The 24,755-nt window shown below is 36.9% G+C and carries 21 protein-coding genes; 4 read left to right on the top strand and 17 right to left on the bottom strand.

Annotation, left to right across the window (positions count from 1 at the left end; translation table 11 throughout):
* The 11 genes from recC to tyrA all read right to left on the bottom strand — a co-directional run bounded on the left by recC (position 1) and on the right by tyrA (position 12,697).
* Positions 1 to 3,204: an exodeoxyribonuclease V subunit gamma gene (gene recC / locus AC5LXI_RS00885; RefSeq protein WP_493443112.1), complete on the bottom strand. Its 3,204-nt coding sequence runs from the start codon at positions 3,202 to 3,204 to the stop codon at positions 1 to 3.
* Between the two features lie 283 nt (positions 3,205 to 3,487).
* Entirely contained in the window at positions 3,488 to 3,913 is a 426-nt protein-coding gene (locus AC5LXI_RS00880; protein WP_493443111.1) for a F0F1 ATP synthase subunit epsilon, read from the bottom strand.
* Positions 3,914 to 3,939: 26 nt separating this feature from the next.
* A complete protein-coding gene (atpD, locus tag AC5LXI_RS00875; RefSeq protein ID WP_025314341.1) occupies positions 3,940 to 5,322 on the bottom strand; it encodes a F0F1 ATP synthase subunit beta in 1,383 nt (460 codons plus the stop codon).
* A gap of 47 nt (positions 5,323 to 5,369) precedes the next feature.
* On the bottom strand, positions 5,370 to 6,239 hold the full coding sequence (gene atpG / locus AC5LXI_RS00870) for a F0F1 ATP synthase subunit gamma (protein WP_493443110.1): 870 nt from the start codon (positions 6,237 to 6,239) through the stop codon (positions 5,370 to 5,372).
* Positions 6,240 to 6,248: 9 nt separating this feature from the next.
* Complete coding sequence (gene atpA, locus AC5LXI_RS00865; protein ID WP_493443109.1) at positions 6,249 to 7,790, bottom strand: F0F1 ATP synthase subunit alpha; 1,542 nt, start codon at positions 7,788 to 7,790, stop codon at positions 6,249 to 6,251.
* Between the two features lie 11 nt (positions 7,791 to 7,801).
* Positions 7,802 to 8,335 (bottom strand): F0F1 ATP synthase subunit delta, encoded by a 534-nt coding sequence (gene atpH / locus AC5LXI_RS00860; protein WP_493443108.1) that lies wholly within the window; start codon positions 8,333 to 8,335, stop codon positions 7,802 to 7,804.
* A 13-nt stretch (positions 8,336 to 8,348) separates the two neighbouring features.
* A complete protein-coding gene (gene atpF / locus AC5LXI_RS00855; protein ID WP_493443107.1) occupies positions 8,349 to 8,819 on the bottom strand; it encodes a F0F1 ATP synthase subunit B in 471 nt (156 codons plus the stop codon).
* Between the two features lie 24 nt (positions 8,820 to 8,843).
* Positions 8,844 to 9,080, bottom strand: coding sequence for a F0F1 ATP synthase subunit C (gene atpE, locus AC5LXI_RS00850; RefSeq protein ID WP_065563772.1), 237 nt, complete (start codon positions 9,078 to 9,080; stop codon positions 8,844 to 8,846).
* 37 nt (positions 9,081 to 9,117) lie between these two features.
* Positions 9,118 to 9,900, bottom strand: a complete 783-nt coding sequence (gene atpB, locus AC5LXI_RS00845) for a F0F1 ATP synthase subunit A (protein ID WP_493443106.1) — start codon at positions 9,898 to 9,900, stop codon at positions 9,118 to 9,120.
* Positions 9,901 to 10,151: 251 nt separating this feature from the next.
* Entirely contained in the window at positions 10,152 to 11,489 is a 1,338-nt protein-coding gene (glmM, locus tag AC5LXI_RS00840) for a phosphoglucosamine mutase (RefSeq protein WP_493443105.1), read from the bottom strand.
* An 86-nt stretch (positions 11,490 to 11,575) separates the two neighbouring features.
* The gene (gene tyrA, locus AC5LXI_RS00835) at positions 11,576 to 12,697 is read right to left on the bottom strand and encodes a bifunctional chorismate mutase/prephenate dehydrogenase (RefSeq protein ID WP_493443104.1); all 1,122 of its coding nucleotides are present in this window, start codon (positions 12,695 to 12,697) and stop codon (positions 11,576 to 11,578) included.
* Between the two features lie 114 nt (positions 12,698 to 12,811).
* Between tyrA and xthA the strand changes: the two genes are divergently transcribed.
* The 3 genes from xthA to AC5LXI_RS00820 all read left to right on the top strand — a co-directional run bounded on the left by xthA (position 12,812) and on the right by AC5LXI_RS00820 (position 16,766).
* Entirely contained in the window at positions 12,812 to 13,618 is an 807-nt protein-coding gene (xthA, locus tag AC5LXI_RS00830; protein WP_493444330.1) for an exodeoxyribonuclease III, read from the top strand.
* 24 nt (positions 13,619 to 13,642) lie between these two features.
* Positions 13,643 to 14,986 (top strand): exodeoxyribonuclease VII large subunit, encoded by a 1,344-nt coding sequence (gene xseA / locus AC5LXI_RS00825; RefSeq protein WP_493443103.1) that lies wholly within the window; start codon positions 13,643 to 13,645, stop codon positions 14,984 to 14,986.
* Positions 14,987 to 15,095: 109 nt separating this feature from the next.
* Positions 15,096 to 16,766 (top strand): Hsp70 family protein, encoded by a 1,671-nt coding sequence (locus AC5LXI_RS00820; RefSeq protein ID WP_493443102.1) that lies wholly within the window; start codon positions 15,096 to 15,098, stop codon positions 16,764 to 16,766.
* Positions 16,767 to 16,842: 76 nt separating this feature from the next.
* On the opposite strand, the gene AC5LXI_RS00815 is transcribed toward AC5LXI_RS00820, so the two are convergent.
* Both AC5LXI_RS00815 and AC5LXI_RS00810 read right to left on the bottom strand, forming a co-directional pair.
* On the bottom strand, positions 16,843 to 19,509 hold the full coding sequence (locus AC5LXI_RS00815) for a hypothetical protein (RefSeq protein WP_493443101.1): 2,667 nt from the start codon (positions 19,507 to 19,509) through the stop codon (positions 16,843 to 16,845).
* Complete coding sequence (locus tag AC5LXI_RS00810) at positions 19,506 to 20,204, bottom strand: DUF1266 domain-containing protein (protein WP_493443100.1); 699 nt, start codon at positions 20,202 to 20,204, stop codon at positions 19,506 to 19,508. The genes AC5LXI_RS00815 and AC5LXI_RS00810 overlap by 4 nt, the downstream gene beginning before the upstream one ends.
* Before the next feature lie 237 nt (positions 20,205 to 20,441).
* Here AC5LXI_RS00810 and dolP point away from each other — a divergent pair, with 237 nt between their 5' ends.
* A complete protein-coding gene (gene dolP / locus AC5LXI_RS00805; RefSeq protein WP_493443099.1) occupies positions 20,442 to 21,014 on the top strand; it encodes a division/outer membrane stress-associated lipid-binding lipoprotein in 573 nt (190 codons plus the stop codon).
* 46 nt (positions 21,015 to 21,060) lie between these two features.
* Here dolP and csdE read toward each other — a convergent pair whose 3' ends face one another.
* The 4 genes from csdE to ubiU all read right to left on the bottom strand — a co-directional run bounded on the left by csdE (position 21,061) and on the right by ubiU (position 24,737).
* Positions 21,061 to 21,453 (bottom strand): cysteine desulfurase sulfur acceptor subunit CsdE, encoded by a 393-nt coding sequence (gene csdE / locus AC5LXI_RS00800; RefSeq protein ID WP_493443098.1) that lies wholly within the window; start codon positions 21,451 to 21,453, stop codon positions 21,061 to 21,063.
* A gap of 99 nt (positions 21,454 to 21,552) precedes the next feature.
* Positions 21,553 to 22,761: a cysteine desulfurase CsdA gene (gene csdA, locus AC5LXI_RS00795; protein WP_493444329.1), complete on the bottom strand. Its 1,209-nt coding sequence runs from the start codon at positions 22,759 to 22,761 to the stop codon at positions 21,553 to 21,555.
* On the bottom strand, positions 22,730 to 23,608 hold the full coding sequence (locus AC5LXI_RS00790; protein WP_110432298.1) for a U32 family peptidase: 879 nt from the start codon (positions 23,606 to 23,608) through the stop codon (positions 22,730 to 22,732). The genes csdA and AC5LXI_RS00790 overlap by 32 nt, the downstream gene beginning before the upstream one ends.
* Positions 23,609 to 23,741: 133 nt before the next feature.
* The gene (ubiU, locus tag AC5LXI_RS00785) at positions 23,742 to 24,737 is read right to left on the bottom strand and encodes a ubiquinone anaerobic biosynthesis protein UbiU (RefSeq protein ID WP_493443097.1); all 996 of its coding nucleotides are present in this window, start codon (positions 24,735 to 24,737) and stop codon (positions 23,742 to 23,744) included.
* Positions 24,738 to 24,755: the final 18 nt, after the last annotated feature.

Here is a 24,755-nt window from a genome sequence, read left to right as displayed (position 1 = left end):
CTATTGTTCGACTTGATGTATTAATATCGGCAGTAAAAAGCGCTGCGCAAAATGGGTTATTTGCTCAATTAATGAATCGTTCAATTCTGGATATAGCCTGGCGTAATAGCTGTCACATTCAGCCGAGTGGAATTGCCCACCTTGCCAAGTATTTAATAATTTGCTGATGGCTTTTTCGCTAGGCTCAATTTCTGCTGTTTTGGGATTATATGCGGTAATTAACCAGCTCCATGCACTTTGTAATGGTATTAACAGCGGTTGATTAATACCTTGTATATAGCCTTTAACTAAATCGGTCAATATAGTTAAAGCTTGCTTAGCATCAATATGTAAAAAACGCCATTGGTTATCTTCTCGCCCATATAGCCGACTTTGGCTTTCGGTTTTATCCCAATTTAAAATACAGTAAATTAAGTGGTCGATCCATAATGACATACCATCACGAATAGAAAGGTTGGCTGGTCGCCAAGTTAAAATTCCATCTTCTTGAATATGGGTTAACCATCCTTGTAATGGATAATGTTGGCCATCTATCGGAATAGTTAAATTCACCTCTAATGTTGACGGATTGATTCTCTCTTTGAGAATTTTATCGGCTAACGGTTGTAATGATTCGCATAGTTCATCATAAATAATCTCACCAAAAGCACCATCCGGTAATTCACCCGTTAGTGTAAGGCGTTGATAGAAATTATCAGAGCCTTGCGACTCTTTGGTGATCATTTCATTTAAAATCTGTAAATTGAGTTGATAGCGTTTTAAGTTATCCAAACTAAAGTTTTCAGCATCGGGCAACGTTTCATCTAAATAATTGACATAAAAATTAAAGCGTTTTTGTAAAAAGAATCGAATAGAATGTTGATAAAAACGCTTCAATTCATCCAGATTAATACTATCAATAACTATATTGCTAATATCACTGATAAACGATTGGCTAGCCCCTGATTTTAACGCGGCTGGTAACCATTCATCGGCATAACTTTTTGGTTCATTTAAAAAATTTTGTGGATTAAATGGTGTGCGGGTATGCAATGTTCTTAAGCCATCAATTAGCTGAGTTTGTTTATTGCTGTCTATATCAGTAGCATAATACTGCACAATATAATCCCAAAGTTCATCGACTAATACCGACGGGTAACGCTCGCTATCATCTTTCATATCCCGACCAATATAACTGATATAGAGTTGATTTTGTGCTGATAAGATCGCTTCTAAAAATAGGTAACGGTCATCAATACGTCGGCTACGATCGCCTCGTCTTGGATTTTGCGCTATTAAATCAAAATCTAAAGGCAAAGAGGTTCTTGGATAATCACCATCATTCATACCTAACAAGCAAACCAATTTAAACGGAATAGAGCGCATTGGCATCATGGTACAAAAGTTTATTTTACCGACTAAGAATCGATGGGCTAAGTGATTTTGTTCCAAGCGTGATTGCATTGCATCATGTAAAATAGTTATTGAAATTTGATCGGTAAAATTGGCATTTAAACCACTACTGATCAGTTTTTGCCACTCTTCTTGAATCATTAGCAAAATTGACTCGCGCGAAGCATCGCTAACAAAAAAGTCATTGATAAGCTCAATACAGCAACTTTGCCATTCTGATAACGGTTTGTCTTCACTTAAAATAGTTAACCATTTACGCACTGATTTTATAAATTCAGCTAATTGACCGATTAATTCGGCATCTAATCCGGTTGCACCATCATAAGGTAAAATCTGCTGCCAACCACCTTGTTCGCTATTCATGGTATAACCGAGTAATAAACGCTCAAGGCCAAATAGCCAACTGTGGGAATTTTCTAGACCAAAGCGAATACCAGACTCTATAATCCAAGTATGTAATAAGGTTAGTTGTGGCTCACTTATGGCAAATTTCTCCGCAATGGCAGGGATTTCTAATAGATTAAATAGCTCTTCGGCGGTAAAACGGCTTGTCGTGAAGTTTAAAATAGCAAAAAATCCTTGCACGATTGGATCAATGTTGCGGGCTTTTTGATCGGAAATCGTGAACGGTAAATAACGTTGTCCTTCGGCATTACCAAATACCGACCGAATGTAAGGAATATACTTATCAATATCTGAAACCATGACAATACAATCACGTAGTTCCAGTGTTGGATCGGCATCGAAGGCCGATAAGAGATAATCATAAAGCACTTCGACTTCACGCTGTTCGCTATGGCAGGCATGAAATGTTATCGATCTATCTGTTTTGTCTATTGCTGTTTTGGTTTCATTGGTTTGGTAGAGTTCTAAAATATCTTGCTGAATAGCCTGTAGTAGGCATTGGCGTTCATTGTCGACAAAGATATCAATATCTTGTTTATTATTGAACTCTTGCAAAAAAAATAGGTTATCTCGCCCCAATTTTCCCCATGATGTTAATAGTGGGTTGGGAATATTGTCGGGGCTATTTTGCATATCAGATAACTGTTTTTCAACAATATCACCCCAATACCATTTGCAAGGGTTGTTAAACATTAAATGGACATCAATATGTTGCCCAAGTGCGGATAATAATGACAGATAGATAGGTGGTAATGAGGTTATGCCAAAAATGTAAACCCGCTTAGGTAAATGGTTCAATCGTGAGCTATCAAAATGACTATCTAACATAATATCAAGCATCTGTTGATAAATATTGGCTCGATGATAAAGTTGACTGATTGAAATGAGTTGACGCCATAATTCTGCTTGCCATTTTTCATCTGGATGATTGTTTAATTCCATTACCGTTTGATTAGCTTCCCATTTGGCAAGCCAGTCAGGTCGATAGACTAAATATTGGTCAAATAATCGAGCTATGCGCGTTGCTAATTGGTACTGTTTTCGTTCTTCTTTATCAATATTAAGATAATGTTTGATGGTATCAAATTCAGGTCGCTCAATAATTTTCGGTAATAGATAATATAAACGCCAAGTCATTGATTCAACATCATAGCTATTTTCAATCGGTGCCTCAGGCAGAAGGGTTTGATATAACTGCCAAATAAATTGACTCGGAAAGGGAAAATCGACATTAGCCACAATACCAAGATCGTTGGCCAATTCAATTTGTAACCACTGCGCCATGCCTTGACTTTGCACAATTACCATTTCAGGTGTAAACACCTGTTCTAATGGCTCTCTGCGCATTAACTCACTAACTATTGATTTGAGTAAATCGACTTGATTTGAATGATAAATAGTAAACATAGTCACATAAACATAGTTACAGTAGTATTAATCTAATTGGATTGATTATCGCTGATTACTATTAATAAATCCAGCTACCAATCGGTCGTGCTTTTTATAGTGCGATTATTTTTATAAAATCCAGATAGGTTTTAAAAAAAGTTGAGGAACGGGGTTTTTGAGGGTAAAAGCTGTGTTTTTTAGATCTCGATATTAGACAATATTGTTAAGCCTTTTAATAAAAAAGGCTACAATTTATTCAGTTGTAACCTTTATTGCTTTACTTAGTGATCAAACGCATATTCTATTGACCCATACGACGAGTTAATTCAATAACGCGTATTTTTGCTAAGGCTTTTGAAAGTTCAGCAGATGCTTGAGCAAAAGACATATCATCGCTAGGATGATTAATGTGTTCTTGTGCTTGTCTTACTGCTTCTTGCGCCCTTGCTTCATCTAAGTCTTCACCACGAATCGCGGTATCAGCTAAGATTGTTACTATAGTAGGTTGAACTTCTAAAATACCACCAGATAGATAGATAAACTCTTCTTCACCATCTGCTTTTACAATCCCGACCATTCCCGGCTTAATGGTTGTCAGTAACGGAGTGTGACCTGGATAAATCCCAAGTTCACCTTCCCGTCCTGTGACTCTGATTCGCTGAACATCACCTGAAAAAAGGTGAGATTCAGCACTAACAACTTCTAATTGATAGGAAGTTAGTGCCATAATGCTCTCTCCGTTCTATAAATCTCTTAGAGAGATTTTGCTTTTTCAATCGCTTCGTCGATTGAACCAACCATATAAAATGCCTGTTCAGGAATATGGTCATAATCACCGTTCATAATACCTTTAAATGCACTGATGGTATCTTTTAATGGTACGTATTTACCCGGTGAACCTGTGAACACTTCCGCAACGAAGAATGGTTGAGATAAGAAACGTTGAATCTTACGTGCGCGAGCAACAGTTAATTTATCGTCTTCTGATAATTCATCCATACCAAGAATCGCAATAATATCTTTTAATTCTTGATAACGTTGAAGAATTGACTGTACGCCACGAGCACAATCGTAATGTTCTTGCCCAACAACAAGAGGATCTAACTGACGACTGGTTGAGTCAAGTGGGTCAACCGCTGGGTAAATACCTAATGATGCGATTTGACGACTTAATACGATTGTTGCATCCAAGTGAGCAAAGGTAGTTGCCGGTGATGGGTCAGTTAAGTCATCGGCAGGTACATATACTGCTTGGATTGAGGTAATTGAACCAGTTTTAGTTGAGGTGATACGTTCTTGTAATAACCCCATTTCTTCTGCTAATGTTGGTTGGTAACCTACCGCAGATGGCATACGACCTAATAGTGCAGATACTTCAGTACCGGCTAAGGTATAACGGTATATATTATCGATAAATAATAGTACGTCTTTACCTTCATCACGGAATTTTTCCGCCATAGTTAAACCAGTTAACGCTACGCGTAAACGGTTTCCTGGTGGCTCATTCATCTGACCATAAACTAACGATACTTTATCCAGTACGTTTGATTCTTTCATTTCATGATAGAAGTCGTTACCTTCACGAGTACGTTCACCCACACCAGTAAATACTGAATAACCTGAGTGCTCGATGGCGATGTTACGAATTAGTTCCATCATGTTTACGGTTTTACCAACACCGGCACCACCAAATAGACCAACTTTACCACCTTTTGCAAATGGGCAAATTAAGTCGATAACTTTGATACCAGTTTCAAGTAATTCTGTTGAGTTAGCCAACTCTTCGTATGTTGGTGCCGCACGGTGAATCGCCCAACGCTCTTCTTCACCAATTGGACCTGCTTTATCAACAGGATCACCAAGTACGTTCATAATACGGCCAAGTGTTTTTGTTCCAACAGGAACTTCAATGCCGTGACCTGTATTTACTACTTTAAGTCCACGTCTTAAACCATCAGATGAGCCCATTGCAATACAACATACAACGCCACCACCTAATTGTTGCTGAACTTCCAGAACTAATTTTTCAGTGCCAGTTTCCACTTCTAATGCATCATATACCTTTGGTACTGCATCTTCTGGGAATTCGACATCAACCACCGCACCGATGATCTGGACAATCTTTCCAGTAGCCATTTTTATTCCTCTACGTCTTTTTCTTAACTATAAGCCAATATTTAGCACTAACCTGAAACAGCAGCTGCACCAGATACAATATCAATCAATTCATTTGTGATAGCACCTTGACGGGCTTTGTTATACACAATTTGTAATTCATTAATTAAATTTGCACCATTATCTGTTGCTGCCTTCATGGCCACCATTCTTGCTGCTTGTTCACTCGCTAAATTGTCAACCACCGCTTGATAGACTTGTGATTCAATATAACGACGTAAAATCACATCTAATAGTGATTTTGCATCTGGCTCATAAATATAATCCCACGATGAAGCTTTAAGTTCTTTATCCTCTGAAGGTGGTAATGGTAATAACTGCTGTATTGTCGGCTTTTGCGACATGGTATTAATAAATTTATTAGTTACAATATATAATTTATCAATTTTACCGTTGTCATATGCCTCTAGCATGGTTTTTACCGGACCAATTAGATCAGATAAAGTTGGTTCGTCACCTAAATTAGTTACTTGGGTTAAAATATTCGTTTTTACTGAAGAGAAAAACGACACTCCGCGTGAACCAATTAAAGCCACATCGGCTTCAACACCTTTCTCTTGCCATGCTGACATGTCAGCAATGACGGTTTTGAAAAGATTGATATTTAATCCACCACATAAACCACGATCGGTCGAAATGATAAGATAGCCAACTCGCTTAACATCCCTTTCTTCTAAATAGGGATGTTTGGCGCCTATTTGAGCTAACGCTAAATGTCCAATTACTTCACGAATCATTTCAGCGTATGGACGGCTAGCTGCCATTCTGTCCTGCGTTTTACGCATTTTAGAATTGGCTACCATTTCCATCGCTTTAGTGATCTTTTGCGTACTTTGGATACTGGCAATTTTCGTTCTAATCTCTTTTGCATTAGCCATTTGTCACCCTTACCAAGTTTGAGTTGATTTAAAGCTTTCAAGCATTGCTTTTAACTTACTTTCAATCTCATCGTTGTAATTGCCTGTCTCATCGATTTGTTTTACAAAATCGGCATATTGACTATGGGCGTAAGATAGAAGTGCTGTTTCAAATGATAATACTTTTGCAAGTTCAACATCTTCTAGATAACCACGTTCAGCGGCATAAAGTACAATTGATTGCTCGGCAACAGTCATTGGTGAGTATTGCTTTTGTTTGAGTAATTCAGTTACTTTTTCACCGTGGCTTAATTGGTTTCTTGTTGCTTCATCTAAGTCAGAGGCAAATTGTGAGAAAGCGGCCAATTCACGATATTGGGCAAGTGCGGTACGAATACCACCTGATAACTTTTTCATTATTTTAGTTTGCGCAGCACCACCAACACGAGAAACCGAAATACCTGGGTTTACCGCTGGGCGAATACCTGAGTTAAATAAGCTAGTTTCAAGGAAGATCTGACCATCAGTAATCGAAATTACGTTAGTTGGTACGAACGCTGAAACGTCACCCGCTTGGGTTTCGATAATTGGTAACGCCGTTAATGAACCAGTTTTACCTTTTACTTCACCTTTAGTGAACTCTTCAACATAAGTTTCGTTAACCCGAGCAGCACGTTCAAGTAAACGAGAGTGAAGATAGAATACGTCACCCGGATAAGCTTCACGTCCAGGTGGACGACGAAGTAATAATGAAATTTGACGATAAGCAACGGCTTGTTTTGATAAATCATCATAAACGATAAGCGCGTCTTGACCTCGATCACGGAAGTATTCGCCCATTGCACAACCAGCGTATGGCGCTAAGTATTGTAACGCTGCTGATTCAGATGCTGATGCAACCACCACAATGGTATTTTTTAGCGCACCATGCTCTTCAAGTTTACGCACTACGTTAGCAATAGTTGATTGTTTTTGACCGATTGCTACATAGATACATTTAACGCCAGAATCACGTTGATTAATAATGGCATCAATTGCTAATGCAGTTTTACCGGTTTGACGGTCACCGATGATAAGTTCACGTTGACCACGACCGATTGGAATCATTGAGTCAACTGCCTTATAACCAGTTTGTAACGCTTGGTCAACTGATTGACGGTCGATAACGCCTGGAGCAACAACTTCAACAGGTGAGAACCCGTCATGTTGAATCGAACCTTTACCATCAATTGGCTCACCAAGTGTATTGATAACACGGCCTAATAAACCATCGCCTACTGGTACCTGTAAAATACGACCAGTACATTGCACTTTCATCCCTTCAGATAAATCTTCGTATGGTCCCATGACCACTGCACCAACAGAATCTCTTTCAAGGTTTAATGCCATTGCATATCGGTTACCTGGTAAAGCAATCATTTCGCCTTGCATTACATCAGTTAATCCGTGGATTCGAAGGATACCATCACTTACTGAGATGATTGTTCCTTCATTGTGAGCATCGCTCACAATATTGAACTGAGCTATCCGCTCTTTAATTAGTTCACTTATTTCAGTTGAATTTAGCTGCATTATCAGTCCCCTTAAGACTGTAGAACGTCATTTAGTCGATTTAGACGCCCTCTGATACTACTATCAATAACCATATCGCCCGTACGAATAATAAAACCAGAAATTAGCGATTTATCAATATGACAATTTAGTTTTACTTTTCGTGATAAACGTTTTTCGACAGCGACAGAAATTTTATTAAGTTGTTCTTCGGTTAGCTCATTGGCAGAAATTACATCAACGTCTGCTTGTGCTTCTTTATCTAAACAGTATTGTTCAAACAACGTTAACACTTCAGGAAGAAGCGATAAGCGTTTGTTTTCAGCCATAACCTTAATAAAATTAGTGCTATACTCATCAAGTACATCTTTACAGATATTGATGAGTAAGTTAGCCACTGAATCGGTTTTCATGTCAGATGTTAAAACACTTCTGATTTGAGCATCTTTGCTCACTTCAGCGCTTAACACTAACATTTTATGCCATGATTCGATGCTATTTTTTTCAACAGCAAAGTCGAAAGCAGCTTTAGCATAAGGGCGAGCAATCGTAATTAAGTCAGCCATTGCTCTATTCTCCTTATAGTTCAGCTACGAGTTTATCAATGATGTCGCCGTTAGCGGCTTCATTAACAGAACGTTCAATAATTTTTTCTGCACCGGCAATAGCGAGTGTAGCGACTTGTTGTTTAAGCTCTTCTCTAGCGCGTTTACGCTCAGCTTCAACTTCAGCAAGTCCTTGAGCAACGATCCTTTCTTTTTCACGAGAAGCTTCTTGTTGCGCTTCTTCAAGAATGGCTGCTTTGCGTTTGTTCGCTTGCTCAATAATTGCATTAGCCTCAACCTTAGCCTGTTGCATTATGTCAGATGTATTTGCTTTGGCTAATTCCAAATCTTTTTTTGCTGTTTCTGCTGAAGCAAGTCCTTCTGCTATCTCTTTTTGGCGTTTTTCAATCGCACGGATAACCGGAGGCCAAACAAACTTCATACAGAACCAAACAAACAATACAAATGTAATTGCTTGGCCGAGGAGAGTTGCGTTCATATTCATGAGACAATTCCTCTTAAATTATTATTAACCAGCAACAGCAAAAATGACATATAGCGCAATACCCACACAAATCATAGGGATCGCATCAACTAAGCCCATAACGATAAAGAATTGTGTACGTAACATAGGCATTAATTCTGGTTGGCGAGCAGCACCTTCTAAGAATTTACCACCTAATAGACCAATACCAACTGCACCACCGATTGCAGCTAATCCCATCATTATGCCAGCGGCTACAAATAACATACTCATACTATCCATTATATACTCCAGTTTATTATCTAAAGAAAAGTTAAAATTAATGATCTTCTATTGTTGAGGCCATCGCTAAATAGACAATAGTCAACACCATAAAAATAAATGCTTGTAAGGTGATTATCAAAATATGGAAGATAGCCCACGGAAGTGATAATACCCATTGTGACCACCAAGGTAATAATGCGGCGATTAAGATGAAGATAAGTTCACCAGCATACATATTACCGAAGAGCCGTAATCCTAACGAAACAGGTTTTGCTAATAAGCTAACAAGCTCAAGGACTAAGTTGATCGGTGCAAATGCCCAATGATTAAATGGATGCAGGGTATATTCTTTAATAAACCCAGATATCCCTTTATATTTAATTGAATAAATAATGATGAGTGCAAATACACCTAGTGACATTGACATTGTGATACTAACGTCAGCTGTCGGTACGACTCTTAAATGCGATAGACCTAAATATTGCCCTGCGTAAGGTAGAAAATCAACCGGGATAAGATCCATTAAGTTCATTAAGAATACCCAGATAAACACAGTAAGTGCTAAAGGGGCAATGAGTTTATTTTGACCAGTGAACATGTCTTTGACGGTATTATTGACAAATTCAAAGATCATCTCTACCGCACATTGGAGTTTACTTGGTACACCACTTGTCGCTTTTCTTGCTACACGATGGAAGATCCACAAGAAAAGTACACCAAGTAAAATGGAGAAGAACAGGGAATCAAGATTAAAGGTCCAAAAACCAGAACCGACTTGCAAGTTCTCCAGATGGTGTTTTATATAAGCTTGCGGTGAAGCTGGAGAGGAAACTGCCATATAACCCTCTTACCTATTTCTAGAAATGAACATTACAGATGTTTTGCTTTAACTTAAAAAAATATAAACAATCACTGCAATAACCGAAGCTATTATTTTAAACCTAATTCCCTATAATAAGTCAACAACTGATTAAAAAAATAAAGAATTTAGACACACTTTACTAATTTTGTGTAAAGAATAATAGCTCAGCCAAATATTATATTAGAAATATTGTTCATTAATAGCCTAATTAATGAAGAAAAAATAGGCTAATTTGATGCTTCAACGGCATTGGCAATTTGTTCCGCTAATTTTTGCACTTGAGATTGATTGCTTCCTTCAACCATTACACGGATAAGCGGTTCAGTGCCTGATTTGCGGATCAATACCCGACCTTCATTGCCGAGTTGATTTTCTGCCTGTTCAATTGCAGATTTTACCGCTACATTGGTTAATGGGTCATACTTGCCTGCAAAACGGACGTTAATTAATATCTGTGGCAGCATTGTCATGCCTTGACATAAATCAGCAAGTGACATGTTATTTCTTATCATTGCGGCAAGAACTTGTAGTCCCGCAACAATTCCATCACCAGTGGTGGTTTTATCAAGTAATAGGACATGGCCTGAGTTTTCTGCCCCTAATCGCCAGTTTTTTTCAACTAGCATTTCAAGTACATAGCGGTCGCCAACTTTTGCTCTTATAAACGGAATACCAAGATTTTTAAGGGCAATTTCCAGCCCCATATTACTCATTAAGGTTCCGACAACACCACCTTTAAGCTGACCTTGCCTCAAAGCCTCGCGGGCAATGATGTAAATAATTAAATCACCGTCAACTTTATTCCCTTCGTTATCAACCATAATAATGCGATCACCATCACCATCAAGAGCAAAACCTAAGTCAGCTTTTTCTTCAAGAACACGTTTGGTTAACGCTTTAACATCAGTTGCACCACAATTTTGATTAATATTAACGCCATCAGGATCACAACCAATTTTTATTACTGTTGCACCAAGTTCGCGTAGTACTTTTGGTGCGATATGATAGGTGGCACCGTTGGCACAATCGACCACAATTTTTAATCCAGCTAAACTTAAAGAGTGATCAAAGGTACTTTTACAAAATTCGATATATCGACCAGCGGCATCAGTGATTCGGCTGGCACGGCCAAGTTGTTTTGATTCAACACAGTCGATCTGTTTTTCGAGCTGAGCTTCAATTTCTAACTCAATAGCATCATCGAGTTTTCGCCCTTCAGTTGAGAAAAATTTAATGCCATTGTCATAAAAAGGATTATGGGAAGCTGATATAACCACGCCAGCATCAGCACGAAATGTGCGAGTTAGATAAGCAATAGCAGGTGTTGGCATTGGTCCTGTAAAAGCAGCTGCAACCCCAGCTGAGGCAAACCCGGCTTCTAATGCCGATTCAAGCATATAACCTGAAATACGGGTATCTTTACCGATGATGACTTTTTTAACACCATCTTTAGCTAGTACTCGTCCTGCTGCCCAGCCTAATTTGAGCGCAAAATCAGGAGTGATAGGAAACTCTCCAACTTTTCCGCGAATACCATCTGTCCCAAAATATTTCCGATTAGACATGTTATTTCCTCATTTTGACATTTTTTATTGACCAATTGCCTTACTAATAAAGTAATTTTTATTTTAACAAAGCGAGCAAAGTAAAATTATTCTCGATTGTCATTAGCAAACTTTAACAGTACTTGGCTCTCTTTAATAAAACGTTCGGCATAACTGCCAAACCATTTAGTAACTTCATTAAAATTGTCAATGAATTTTGCTTTATCTCTTTGTTCAATTAATTTAACCATTTCCCCAAAACATTGGTAATAACGTTTGATTAATTCGATATTATCATCAGACGCCATGATGATATCAGCGTAAAGAACTGGATCTTGAGCAAATAAGCGACCTACCATCATCAATTCAAGTCGATAGATAGGCGATGAAAGGGTAATTAATTGTTCTAAATCAGCGTGCTCCCGTTGCAAATTAACGCCATATGAAAATGAGGTAAAATGACGTAATGCTTGGATAAACGACATACATTTGTCATGCTCTTTGGCATCAATCGCACACAAATTGGCCCCCCAAATTCGCATCTGTTCAATTAACCATTGGTAATGTTCAGGATATCGACCTTGACAGTAGACAATAACTTGTTTGGCTAAATTCGGTACATCAGGTCCAAACATTGGATGTAATCCAACGACAGGACCATTATGTTTAGTTAACATTGCTTGTAATGGTTTGACTTTGATTGAGGTAAAATCCGTCAAAATACAATCTTTAGGTAGAGGTGGTAATTGCTCGATAATTTCACATGTTTTGTTGATAGGTACCGTAACAATAACGGCTGCTGCATCAGCGACAACTTCGGCTGCTTGATGCATGGTTTTTGAACCTAGGGTTTTGACTTTATAACCTGATAGGGTAAATAATCTGGTAAATAATCTACCCATTTGTCCATTACCACCAATGATGACAATCGAGCCTTTGCCGCTGTAAACTTTTTTAAAACCTTTGTCGTTTTCACTTATATAAGATTCACGCATTAAGCGGCGTAAAATATCTTCAATTAAAGCGGGTGATATGCCTACATTTTCGGCTTCTTGTTTACGTTTAGCTAACATATCGGCTTCACGTTTAGGATCATAAATAGGAATTCCATGCTCGCTTTTTACTTCACCAACTTGGGCAACTAATGCTAGCCGTTGACTAATTAAAGATAAAATTGATTTGTCGATTTCATCAATTTTATCACGCAATGAAAGTAATTCCTTAGGCATATTGTTGATCCTTTAATCACAAAAGATAGCTTTCGCTGTAATTGCTTAACAGTATAACGTATTTTTGATAGCATGGGTTAATTGCAAAATTAAATCAAATACAATAAATTTATGATTAAACTTATCTCATTTAATATTAATAGTATTCGTATTCGTATCCATCAATTAGCCGCAATCATTGAAAAACACCAACCCGATATAATTGGTTTACAAGAGACTAAAGTTCATAATGACCAATTTCCAGTCGGAGAACTTGAACAATTCGGTTATCGTTTATATTATCACGGTCAAAAAGGGCATTATGGCGTAGCATTGCTGACTAAGCAAAAACCGTTGTCAGTAGAATGTGGCTTTCCAACAGATGAAGATAGTGCGCAGTGTCGATTAATTACGGCTGAGTTTCCAACTAGTCAAGGTAATTTAACGGTAATTAATGGTTATTTTCCGCAAGGTGATAGTTTACATCATGAAATAAAATATCCCGCTAAACGCAAATTTTATCAAGATTTAATTGATTATGTACAAACTCGCCAACTTAATAATCAATTATCCCTTATTATGGGGGATATGAATATTTGCCCAACTGATTTAGATATTGGTATCAATGAAAATAATCAGAAACGCTGGTTAAATGCTGGAAAATGCTCTTTCTTACCTGAAGAGCGCGAATGGATAAATAATTTAATGGCAGCAGGTTATACTGATACGTACCGTGATGCCAATCCAGATACTCAAAGGTTTTCTTGGTTTGATTATCGTTCCAGAGGTTTTAGTGCAAAAACTGGATTAAGAATCGATCTTATTCTGGCTAGTCAAAAGTTGATGCAATATTGTGAAAAAACAGGAATTGATTACGATATTAGAGGTATGCAAAAACCTTCTGATCATGCGCCAATTTGGGCCGATTTTAATTTAAATTAAAATTTTTACCATGAGGATAATAGTATGCAGAATAATTCGATTTTATCGGTAAAAGATCTTAACCAAATAGTTAAAGATCTGCTTTCTGATGCTATTGGACAAATTTGGTTGGTAGGCGAGATTTCAAATTTTTCTCGCCCAACTTCTGGACATTGGTATTTCACGTTAAAAGATGATATTGCGCAAGTGCGTTGTGCCATGTTTCGTAATAATAATTATCGTACTGGGTTTACGCCGCAAAATGGTCAACAAGTTTTAGTTAATGCATCGGTAACACTTTATGAAGCTCGCGGTGAATATCAATTAGTTATTAATCAATTGCAACTTGCTGGTGCTGGATTGTTACAACAAAAATTTGAGCAACTAAAACAAAAACTGTCAGAAGAAGGATTATTTGATCCAATTTATAAAAAGGAATTGCCTGATAATATTCGTACGGTTGGCATTATTACTTCATCAACAGGTGCTGCACTATATGATATTTGTCAGATATTAAACCGACGTGATCCAAGTTTAAATTTGATTATTTATCCGACATCCGTACAAGGTAACGAAGCGCCCGCCCAAATAGCTAAGATGATCCAAATTGCCAATGTTCGCCAAGAATGTGATGTATTAATTGTTGGTCGAGGTGGGGGGGCACTTGAAGATCTTTGGGCATTTAATGAAGAGGTTGTTGCAAGAGCTATTTTTGCAAGTCAGTTACCGATTGTCAGTGCTGTTGGTCATGAAGTTGATTTTACTATTGCTGATTTTGTTGCAGATGTACGTGCAGCTACACCGTCGGCAGCAGCTGAGCTGGTTAGTCGTGATAAGTTAGAACAGCTAAAAAGTTTACAAGTTCAAGAGCAATACTTATGTATGGCAATTGATTACTATTTAATGCGTCGACGAGAATTATTAAATAAGCCCTATCAACGATTACAATCACAGCATCCTCAAACCAAACTATCGAAACAATTAAATCGTCTATTAACCAGTCGCCATGCTTTATTTGAAAATATGCAACAATATTTATCAAGGCAATCTTATCTTCATAATTTACTTGATAAACGTTTGTTACGTGTCTCGCCACAACATAATGTAATCTATTGTGGTCAAAACCTAGAGAAAAGACAGCTGCAACTGATTAATCTGATGCAAAAAAGATTAACCGATGCTAAGCATCAATTTATATTAAAAGCGTCACAGCTTAATAGTGTAAGCCCACTAGCTACTTTAGATCGTGGTTATTCAGTAACGATTGATCAGCAACAAAAAGTAATAAGAACCCTTGACCAGGTATCAATCGGTGACTTTATTTTAACACAACTTAAAACCGGCAAATTAATAAGCCAAATTGTTCAGATTGATAAAAAAACGAATTAAAAATCGCTTTTTTCAAAAAAGTTCAGTGAAGATAAATTGCACCTCAATTAGTATTAAGGCTATAATATCTGACAAATTTGTTAAAAAATACTAAGAGAATAAAGTGGTTATGCATCCTCCAATAGGTATTGATTTAGGTACTACCAACAGTTTAATTTGTGTTTGGCAAAATGGTCGCTCAACGCTTATTCCTAACTCGATAGGTGAAGTTGTTACACCTTCAGCCGTCAGTGTTGATGAGGATAATTCTATTTTAGTTGGTCATGCTGCTTTATCTCGTTTAACCACTCATCCTAGTTGTAGCACAGCGGCATTCAAACGTTTTTTAGGCTCAAGTAAAGTTATTGCGTTAGGCGATCAAAAATTTACCCCAACCGAACTTTCTGCATTAGTTTTAAAATCACTAAAAGCCGATGCCGAAGCTTTCTTAAAACAACAAATTCGTGATGTAGTAATATCTGTACCTGCTTATTTTAATGATGAGCAGCGTAAACAGACTCGCTTTGCCGCTGAGCTAGCTGGCTTAAATGCTGTGCGTTTAATTAATGAACCAACCGCTGCTGCTATGGCGTATGGATTACATGAAGAACAATCCGGAAATACCTTAGTTTTTGATTTAGGTGGTGGTACATTTGATGTCACTGTATTGGAATATGCAATGCCTATCATTGAAGTGCATGCATCAGCAGGTGATAATTACTTAGGTGGTGAAGATTTTACCCATGAACTTGTTAAAGCTTGTTTAAGTGAATGGGAACTTAAACAACCAGATATTCCAGTTGATGATTATGCGCGTTTATGGGATTTGGCTGAACAATTAAAATGTAAGCTAAATAGTGAACAAATGCATAATTTGACCTGGTCTTGGCAAGATAAGCAATGGCAATTTTCATTAAATGAAGTAAGAGCTAAATCAATTTGGTTACCTTTACTTAATCGTTTACGGGCACCTGTAGAACAGGCATTAAGTGATGCTCGCTTAAAACCTAATGAACTTGAACATATTGTCTTAGTTGGCGGGTCATCACAATTGGGGGTGGTTCGTGAGTTAGTGACAAAATTATTTGGCAAACTCCCTTATCGTCATATCAATCCAACGACTATTGTGGCACAAGGTGCCGCCGTTCAGGCTGCTTGCCGTTTGCGTGATGCTGATGTCGAAGAGGTTATTTTAACCGATGTCTGTCCATATACACTTGGAATCGAAAGTAGTTCTGGCAATATTAATGGTTTGTTCTCACCGATTATTGAACGCAATACGATTGTGCCAACTTCAAAAGTAAAAAGGTTTTATACTTTAAGCCCACAGCAGAAAAATATTATACTTTCGGTTTATCAGGGTGAAAATCCTCGAGTTGAAAATAATGTTCTAATTGATAAATTTGAAGTGCCATTAACTCCTATGGATAAAATTCAAGGGATTGATGTTCGCTTTAGTTATGATTTAAATGGGTTGCTTGAAGTTGATGTTGTGTTATTGGAAACCGGTACATTTCATGGCAAAGTAATTGATCATAGTCCGATTGGATTAACCGATAAACAAAAACAAGAAAGCCATGATAGATTAGCTGCACTTAAAATTCATCCGCGTGATGAAATGCCAAATCGTACTTTATTAGCACGATTAGAGCAAGCATGGGCTCAGTCATTGGGTGATGAGCGACTACTCATCGGCTCATATATCCAAGTTTTTATGGAAGTCTTGGAACAGCAAAATCCAGAAGAAATCGAGCAAATACGTAGCGAAATAGAGGTAAATCTTAGCGAGCTTAATCGATAGTTTTGTAAAATTATCCCCTTTAATAATTAGAAAATAGCATTGTAAAGGGGATATTGAGATGATTTATCTTTTCTTCTTATTCTGTTATTGGTGGTCCGTAACGGTTGGTCTCATCGGCAGAAGGGAGCCAACACGGCAACAATAGAATTGGTAGTACAAGTGAGGCTGATACAAAAAAATAGATGCCACTATTATAATAACAGTCATTTAAGCGTCGTTTTATCGCAAAGCTAATATTGATTATTGCAACTCCCCATAATATATCAATAATAGAATTATCTAAATTTGTTTGGCTTGCACTTATTAGTAGTAAAAGAAGAAGTAAACAAGAAAAGCCCATCTGTTTTAAGAAGCCAATTAAATTGGTTCGACCATTCCAACGCCAAATTTGCCACCACTTATTGGGTGGAAACGCTTTAGATTTAAGTTTTTTCTGGTGATCCATATTTTTGGCTAAAAGCAATGTTGAGCATAATTTAAGTGTAATATCATTATTTTGTTTAATTTCTACAAGTGTTTCGATATCTTCTTTTTCATATATCGCATCATCTTTATTGAGTTTTTGATTTAAATTTTTTAAGGTGTCTATTTTTTGCAATTCATCATTATTTTTTTTGAGAGATGATGGAATGGATATTTTTAACCTAAATGATTCGACGATTTTTTGTAACTGGGTATTATCACCAGCTAGCTTTTGTAGTATTTCTTTTAGTTTTGTTTTTTGATTGGCTTTGTCAAAAACAATTGAATACAGTAACATTAAACCAGCGACAGATTTGTTTGCTAGTTTATTTGCCCATCTTTGTTCTACTATTTGTTCAATTTCATCCCAATTAACCTCCGCGGGTAAGTTGATAAAAGCCTCAATTGAATTTGGATAATTAATCAAGAGACTACCAATCAGATCACTATCAATAAGATTATATAATTCAATATCATTTTGCCATTCGTTAGACTTAAATGTATCTATAAGCGATGTAAGCGGATCATTTCTAGGAAGTAAAAATAAGCTATTTTTTTCTCGAATAAAGTTGGCTGCTTTAATTGGTGAATTAGCAATGGTGATGACTAATAGACAGTAACGATACCAATGCCAATAAGCATTTTTATCAGTAGCAATAATTGATTGAGCAGGTGATTTGGGTAAATTGTAATTTCCTCTGAATTGACAATATACTGGCCAATCAAACATCTCCATATTTTGGTAAGCTACATTGTTATATAAATGTAATTTAGCGACAAATGGGATATCATCGAATCTATCGAGCCATAACCGGCTATAAAAAAACTGATTCTCCTCTTCATCATCCGGATCAAATTTAGCCGGAATAATTGCGTTTTCATCGCTTTGGTACAACCACTCTTTGAATTCTTGTACTGGTGGTAGATTGGTTAGCCATTCAAGGTGTTGTTTAGCTTGACGTTGCAGATTTTGTAAAATAAATTGTTCAAATTTATCTTCACTTGATTCAGCTAAGATTTCTTGCAATAGTGTTTTATTTCCGTGACGTAGCATGATCGCATGTCGATATAAGCGATATAACCGACTGTTACCATCATCACATAATAATGCATGTAACACTTGACGATAATTCCAGTTATTATCTAGTGCCCAGGTTATAATAGCTGCAATTTCATTGCTGTAATTTTCTTTTCTTAATTTGAGTAGTCGAGAAATTGTTAATGGTGTAAGTTGCGGAATACTATATACGTAATTTTCATGGCTTTCTGGCGTTAAACAATAAGATTGGTTTAATGCTAGAATTAATAATGGTAGATAATCAGACTGATTTTTGGCACACCATAATATTAACCAATTGATGCTTTTTTCTTGATATTGTGGTAGATGATAGAGTTCTAACCAAAGCAATAAGGCATTTTGTTCGTCTTCAAGCAGGGAATATTGCATTGCGGCGATCGCTTTCCATTGTTCTTGTATCTGCTGATCTTGATTTGGATCTGCTATACAAGTTAAAGCATAGTCTAATAATCCTCTATTTGGCATTTTAGCAAAATAATACCAATTGGCTAGCTCTTGCATAAACTCTGGATTATCAGGTAAGTAAACTACGGTATGAATAGATAAATATATGTTTAACTCAACTGATGTTTTTTCCCAAAAAATCCGTCTAGCACAATGGGCATAATCTATGGTTACATTTTGTAAGGCTTTATTCGTTTTTGGTAAGCTGTCATAATCAAAAAAGTCACCATGATCAATATGTTCGAAAAAATTCTCATATATATCAGCGTTGTTGGGAGAATGATTAATTACTTCCTGACGCCAGCGTAGATTATCTGCTAATATCTTTACACAAGATAGTGATATCGTTAGTGTGTCGTAACTGATGTCTAACATCTTCCATTTAGCAATCTCCAGAATGGACATTGGGTAATCATAAAATGACGCAATAAATTTGTGCCACTCATTAACATTATGACATCGAGCAGGATCATCAAGTAACGCTTGATAATTATCACAGATTTCTTTGACTTGCCGTTCTTCTTCTGTAAGTGGTTTTACAATTTCTTCAGCAGGGTGTTCTTGATTTAACTCATCAGCCATTGACTCTGGTGATTTTGCATACTGCATAGCTAATTCATAAGCTTCGCGTAGTGCTTTAAAACCATCAGGATCGGTTTCCGGATGATATTCTGGTAGTTTTGCTCGATAAGCTTGTCGAATCACCGTTATATCAGTAGTTTTCTCAATTGCTAATAATTGCCAAAAATTGTTATTCATGACCAAGCATACTCCATTAATGATTCTGGTTTTTCCAATTCTTCTATCTCAATATGCCAAGGCAGGTGATGATAAGGGGAATCTTCATTGTTATATAAATTAGTCATAGCCCATGTTTGCGATGAACGGCATAAGTCACAACGTAATCTTTCTAAATCTTCTTTGTTAGAGAGCGATTTCCAATATTGATAACCAATAAACCAGCCAGAAAAATAACTTTGCCAGGACGAATAATAGTATTGTGCGCGCAGTGCAATTCGATAAAAAATCCAAAGGGCTTCTTGTTCAGTAATAAATTTATTAGTGGTGCCATTACGTAATATATAGCCCATACGAGCATAATCCCAACTACGAATGCCACCAAAACCACATTCTAAATAGCTCTTTTCAACAAATTCTAGTAAGACTTTTTGGTAATCGGTATGTTTCTCGGTATATTTTAACCAGTCGATTGCTGATAGACGAGGATACATAAAGTAATGTTTAGATAAAGCTGGTGCATGACCATCGTCGACCATATTAAAGACCATTGCTAATAGCGTTTCTCGCGAATCAATGTCCCAGTCTTTTTTCAAATCGGTATATTTATCCTCAGGAAAAAAAAAGGGTGATGTATAACTTGCGCCACACTCTTTATTTAAGGCAACCATTGGTGCCGATAGACCATATAACCAATCGATATAATCTTGATTCATAGTTTTATTCCATTAATTTTTATATGACTTTCTATTAAAAGATAGCAGATTTTTAAAAAAAATAAATGTTTGTACTAGCAAATGGAGTAATTTCTTTATTGATATTATGTTAATTAAAAACAATTATGTAATTTTTACATTACAGAAAATTATTTTGCAAATCATTATCTACAAGGCATAATAAAAAGTATTCATCAGTATTTGAACTTGACTTAGCTGTAAATAAAAGGAGTAATAATGAAAAAAGTTGTCTTAATTGCCGTATTAGCATCAAGTGCTTTAATGCTACAGGGGTGTGTTGCTGCTGTTCTTGGTGTCGGTGCTGGCGCTACAGCAAAAGTGGTTACTGATCCGCGTACAGCTGGAACGCAAGTTGATGATACAACACTCAATACCAGAATGAATAATAAGTTAAGTGAAAATGGTCCTTTCTTTATAGGCTCTCGTATTTCTTCAAGTACTTATAATGGTAACATTATTTTAACTGGCCAAGCGAATGCCGAACAAATTGAGAAGGCTGAGCGTCTTGCTTATGATGTTGTAGGTGTAAAGAAAGTTTATAACCAAATTCGTACCGGAGAGCCGGTTGGTGCAGGGACTATCGCCAATGATATGTGGATAACCACCAAAGTTAAATCCCAACTTACACTAAATTCCAAAACAAAAGCACGTAATATCAAAGTCGTTACGGAAAATGGCGAAGTATTTTTAATCGGTATTGTAAACAGTGAAGAAGGGCAAGAAGCCGCATCGTTGGCAAGTAAAGTTGCTGGTGTGAGGAAAGTGGTGACATTATTTACCCAACGGTAATTATTTAGATTTGTTAATAGGGAGAATTAATTCTCCCTTTTCTATATCATTGACTCTTAATTCGTTCAATCAATTTATCCAGCCCTTGTAACCTAGATTGGCTCAATTCATCAGTGATTTTTAACTGCTTTAATATCGCATGAAAATCAAGCGCTTTAATCTGTTCTGCTGTTTTATTATTGGCAATAATAATTAAAACTGCGAGTAGTCCTTTAATAATTCTACCCTCACTATCACCTTGAAAAATAAAAGTATTATCAGATTGTTTATTGGCCGTTAGCCATACTCGGTTTTCACAACCATAAACTTGATTAGCCTCAATTTTTTTTTCATCAGCAAAATCCGGTAATTGTTTTGCTAAAGCTATCAATTGTCGATAACGATCTTGCCAGTTATGTTGTTTGGAGAATAATTCAAATAGTGTTTGTTGTGATAGCATAATTAAAACCAGTTATAAGTTGGAGATTTGGTTTAAAGATAATAGTTATTAATATATAGTCGTTATTATAAGATAATCGTTAACGACTAACATATGAAGCTATGTTAATAACTCAATAGCATTTTGCAGTGCGCTAATAAAACTATCAATATCTTGCTGATTATTATATGGCATTAGTGAAATGCGTATAACCCCATGACAACCAAGTTTATCCATCAGTGGCTTGGCACATAATTCACCGGTTCGGATGGCAATATTTTGTTCGCTTAATAAAATAGCGATATCATTATGGTGAATATTTTCTATAGTAAAGCTTATTATTGGGCTATTTTTAACTTGGTAGAACTCGATATGTTTTAATTGCGCTAATTTTGATTCGGCATAATTTACCAACTGTTTTAAATAACAATCTAATTGTGCTTCATCCCATTTTTTTAACCATGATAATGTTGCTTGAAAGCCGAGAATTCCGGCGATATTTTGCGTGCCGGCTTCGAATTTATAAGGCAGTTGTTCGACTTCAAATCCTAAAAATGAAGCATTTTTCAACATTTTACCGCCACCTTGCCAAACGTCCATCTGCTCAAGCAAATGTTGTTTTCCGTATAGTACGCCAAGTCCCGTTGGGCCATATAACTTATGGGCAGAAAAAGCGTAAAAATCGATATTTAATGCGGTAACATCAATTGGCTGATGTACCACGCCTTGTGCACCATCTACCACTAAAATCGCATTATATCGGTGGACTAACTGACTAATTTTCGCTAAATCAGGACAAAAACCTGTGACATTAGACATTTGGGTGATAGCTACAATTTTGGTTTTGCTTGATAGTAATGATGAAAGTTCATTAACTTCAGCAGACCATTTAATGAGTTTTGCCCCAGTTTGTTTCGCGACGATGAGCCAAGGTAATAGATTGCTATGGTGCTCTAATTCACTGACAATAATTTCATCATCAACTTGCAGTAAAGGCCTTGCATAGCTTTGAGCAATTATATTTATTGATTCAGTAGTTCCACGTGTCCAGACAATTTGATGGCTTGATTGGCTATGAATTAAATCGGCAACATTTTGCCTAGCCTCATTAATAGTAGCCGTCACTTTTAAGGCGTCTTGGTGTAAACTGCGCTGAGCTGTTGCAGTGTTATGTGCATAATACTCAATGGTTGCATCGATCATGATTTGCGGTTTTAACGCAGTAGCGGCCGAATCAAGATACACATTGTTATCTAGAGCGGGAAAATCCGCTCTAAAAATTTCAGCTAGCGGATGTTTATTGTGTAAGTTCAAGTCCTGCAATCCCATTCCAATAACCATTACAGTCTCGTTTATGTTCAATATGTAGTGGGTTTGTGCCATCTTCATTGGCTCTAAATTGTTTCACGATATCAAGCGTCTGAATACCAAGTGGTGAAATACGCACAATATCGACTAAGCCATGCATATCCTTTAGATTGTTTCCTAAATTGTAACAATAACCACTTTGAGTTTGAATACCGTTTAATACAAACACTTTCTGTTGTTCTTGCGAAAACACTTCTCGTCCAACTGGATATTTAATACAACAAGTTTCACATTTATCTTTTGGTCTATCTTCTGATCTGGCGGTAAAGCAGCGCGCAGAGTAAGCTAAGGGTAAATAGCCATAACTAAATACTTCGACCTCAAAATTACGATCAATTTTTAAGGAATCAAATTGTTTTAGCACATTACTCAGCCAATCACGAGACAGTTCAACAGGCATACACCAACGCACCATACCTTGTTTTTGTAATAATTTCAGCGTTAATGCGTTATAACAGTTTATAGCTGGACCGGCGACAAACGGTAAGTTATTATCATGGGCAATATTAATTGCTGCCAAATCATTCGCTTCAACTAGAAAGTCCCCATTATTGACTAACTGTCTTAAATCAGTCAGCTCTGAAGGCGCTTCAAGTAACGCAAGAGTAGAAAGTACCACTTGCTTACCTGACTTAGCAATTTCTTTAGCTAAATCTAGCCAATTAGGTACTTTCATTTCACGGCGTTTGGTACAAACTGTTTCGCCCATATAAATAATATCCGCTTCACTTTCCTTAGCGGCTTGATAAAAGGCTTCGGTTTCGATTTTAGGCCAATAATAAAGTATTGGTCCTAATGCGTATTTCATAGTTTTGCTCACTATATTTAAATTTCTAAATAGTCAATTTTTTATAGCTAATCTCTGATACTAATGTGAAAAATCACCTAGATGAGTATCGAGTTTTATTTTGGTTGTAAATTTTAATATTAAAGCTGGTCAATTATTGCCATTTACGGTGATAAGCACCTAATGTTGTTTGGGTCCCTTCGGAAACAGATCCTAAAGTATCCATCCATTTTTTTTCAGCTTGGAAGGCTTGAGGATTCGCTTTATAGCGATCAATAGCTTGTCGCCATACTTTCGTGACCTGTTCAACATAAGCCGGGCTGCGTTGTCTTCCTTCAATTTTAACCGAAGCAATATTGGCCGCAAATAGGTCTGGTAACAGTTCAATGGTATTTAAACTGGTTGGCTCTTCAATCGGATGATAAAGCGCATCGCCAACAAAATAGCGCCCTTTACAAAGGGTTGGATAGCCGGCATTTTCCCCTTTTTTATGACAATCGATTAAAACATTGTTGAGTCTTGATTCAAGTCCTTTATCGGTCTCTTCCCAACGGACAAACTTGGCTGGCGAGCAAGCGCCAACGGTATTGGGTGATTCGCCGGTTAAGTATGACGATAGATAGCAGCGACCTTCAGCCATAATACATAAACTACCAAATGCAAAAACTTCCAAAGGCACAGGCGAAACCTGTGATAATTGTTTTACTTGATGCATAGATAACACCCGAGGTAACACAATACGATGCACTTGAAAGTTATTATGATAAAACTTAATTGATTCTTCATTAGTTGAAGAAGCTTGCACCGATACATGGCGTTCAAGATTTGGATGCTTTTGAGCAGCGTAATCAAGCATCGCCAAATCGGCAATGATTAATGCATCAGCACCAATATTGGCAGCGGTATCAACGGCATATTGCCAACGTTCGAAGTTTTCCGGGTGAGCAAAAGTATTAATGGCTATGTGTAACTTTTTACCGCGTTTATGAACATAGTCTGATGCTTCAACTAGTCGCTTTTCATTAAAATTTAAACCAGCAAAATGACGAGCATTGGTATCATCTTTCAAACCAATATAAACGGCATCAGCACCGTTATCGATTGCTATTTTTAATGATGGTAACGAGCCGGCAGGGCAAAGAAGTTCCATATTTATACCTTTAGATTC

It is taken from the genome of Gilliamella sp. LMG 34361 (genome assembly GCF_984569075.1).
The sequence above is the reverse complement of the archived record's forward strand: the minus strand, read 5'-3'. Positions and strand labels throughout refer to the sequence as shown.

Excerpts from the sequence above, each read along its gene's own strand:
- atpE (WP_065563772.1), bottom strand. The coding sequence starts at position 9,080 with ATGGATAGTATGAGTATGTTATTTGTAGCCGCTGGCATAATGATGGGA.
- xseA (WP_493443103.1), top strand. The coding sequence starts at position 13,643 with ATGCAGAATAATTCGATTTTATCGGTAAAAGATCTTAACCAAATAGTT.
- csdA (WP_493444329.1), bottom strand. The coding sequence starts at position 22,761 with ATGGGATTGCAGGACTTGAACTTACACAATAAACATCCGCTAGCTGAA.
- atpF (WP_493443107.1), bottom strand. The coding sequence starts at position 8,819 with ATGAATATGAACGCAACTCTCCTCGGCCAAGCAATTACATTTGTATTG.
- recC (WP_493443112.1), bottom strand. The coding sequence starts at position 3,204 with ATGTTTACTATTTATCATTCAAATCAAGTCGATTTACTCAAATCAATA.
- atpG (WP_493443110.1), bottom strand. The coding sequence starts at position 6,239 with ATGGCTAATGCAAAAGAGATTAGAACGAAAATTGCCAGTATCCAAAGT.
- AC5LXI_RS00880 (WP_493443111.1), bottom strand. The coding sequence starts at position 3,913 with ATGGCACTAACTTCCTATCAATTAGAAGTTGTTAGTGCTGAATCTCAC.
- atpA (WP_493443109.1), bottom strand. The coding sequence starts at position 7,790 with ATGCAGCTAAATTCAACTGAAATAAGTGAACTAATTAAAGAGCGGATA.
- atpB (WP_493443106.1), bottom strand. The coding sequence starts at position 9,900 with ATGGCAGTTTCCTCTCCAGCTTCACCGCAAGCTTATATAAAACACCAT.
- AC5LXI_RS00810 (WP_493443100.1), bottom strand. The coding sequence starts at position 20,204 with ATGAATCAAGATTATATCGATTGGTTATATGGTCTATCGGCACCAATG.
- AC5LXI_RS00820 (WP_493443102.1), top strand. The coding sequence starts at position 15,096 with ATGCATCCTCCAATAGGTATTGATTTAGGTACTACCAACAGTTTAATT.
- atpH (WP_493443108.1), bottom strand. The coding sequence starts at position 8,335 with ATGGCTGACTTAATTACGATTGCTCGCCCTTATGCTAAAGCTGCTTTC.
- dolP (WP_493443099.1), top strand. The coding sequence starts at position 20,442 with ATGAAAAAAGTTGTCTTAATTGCCGTATTAGCATCAAGTGCTTTAATG.
- ubiU (WP_493443097.1), bottom strand. The coding sequence starts at position 24,737 with ATGGAACTTCTTTGCCCTGCCGGCTCGTTACCATCATTAAAAATAGCA.
- glmM (WP_493443105.1), bottom strand. The coding sequence starts at position 11,489 with ATGTCTAATCGGAAATATTTTGGGACAGATGGTATTCGCGGAAAAGTT.
- atpD (WP_025314341.1), bottom strand. The coding sequence starts at position 5,322 with ATGGCTACTGGAAAGATTGTCCAGATCATCGGTGCGGTGGTTGATGTC.
- AC5LXI_RS00815 (WP_493443101.1), bottom strand. The coding sequence starts at position 19,509 with ATGAATAACAATTTTTGGCAATTATTAGCAATTGAGAAAACTACTGAT.
- tyrA (WP_493443104.1), bottom strand. The coding sequence starts at position 12,697 with ATGCCTAAGGAATTACTTTCATTGCGTGATAAAATTGATGAAATCGAC.
- csdE (WP_493443098.1), bottom strand. The coding sequence starts at position 21,453 with ATGCTATCACAACAAACACTATTTGAATTATTCTCCAAACAACATAAC.
- AC5LXI_RS00790 (WP_110432298.1), bottom strand. The coding sequence starts at position 23,608 with ATGAAATACGCATTAGGACCAATACTTTATTATTGGCCTAAAATCGAA.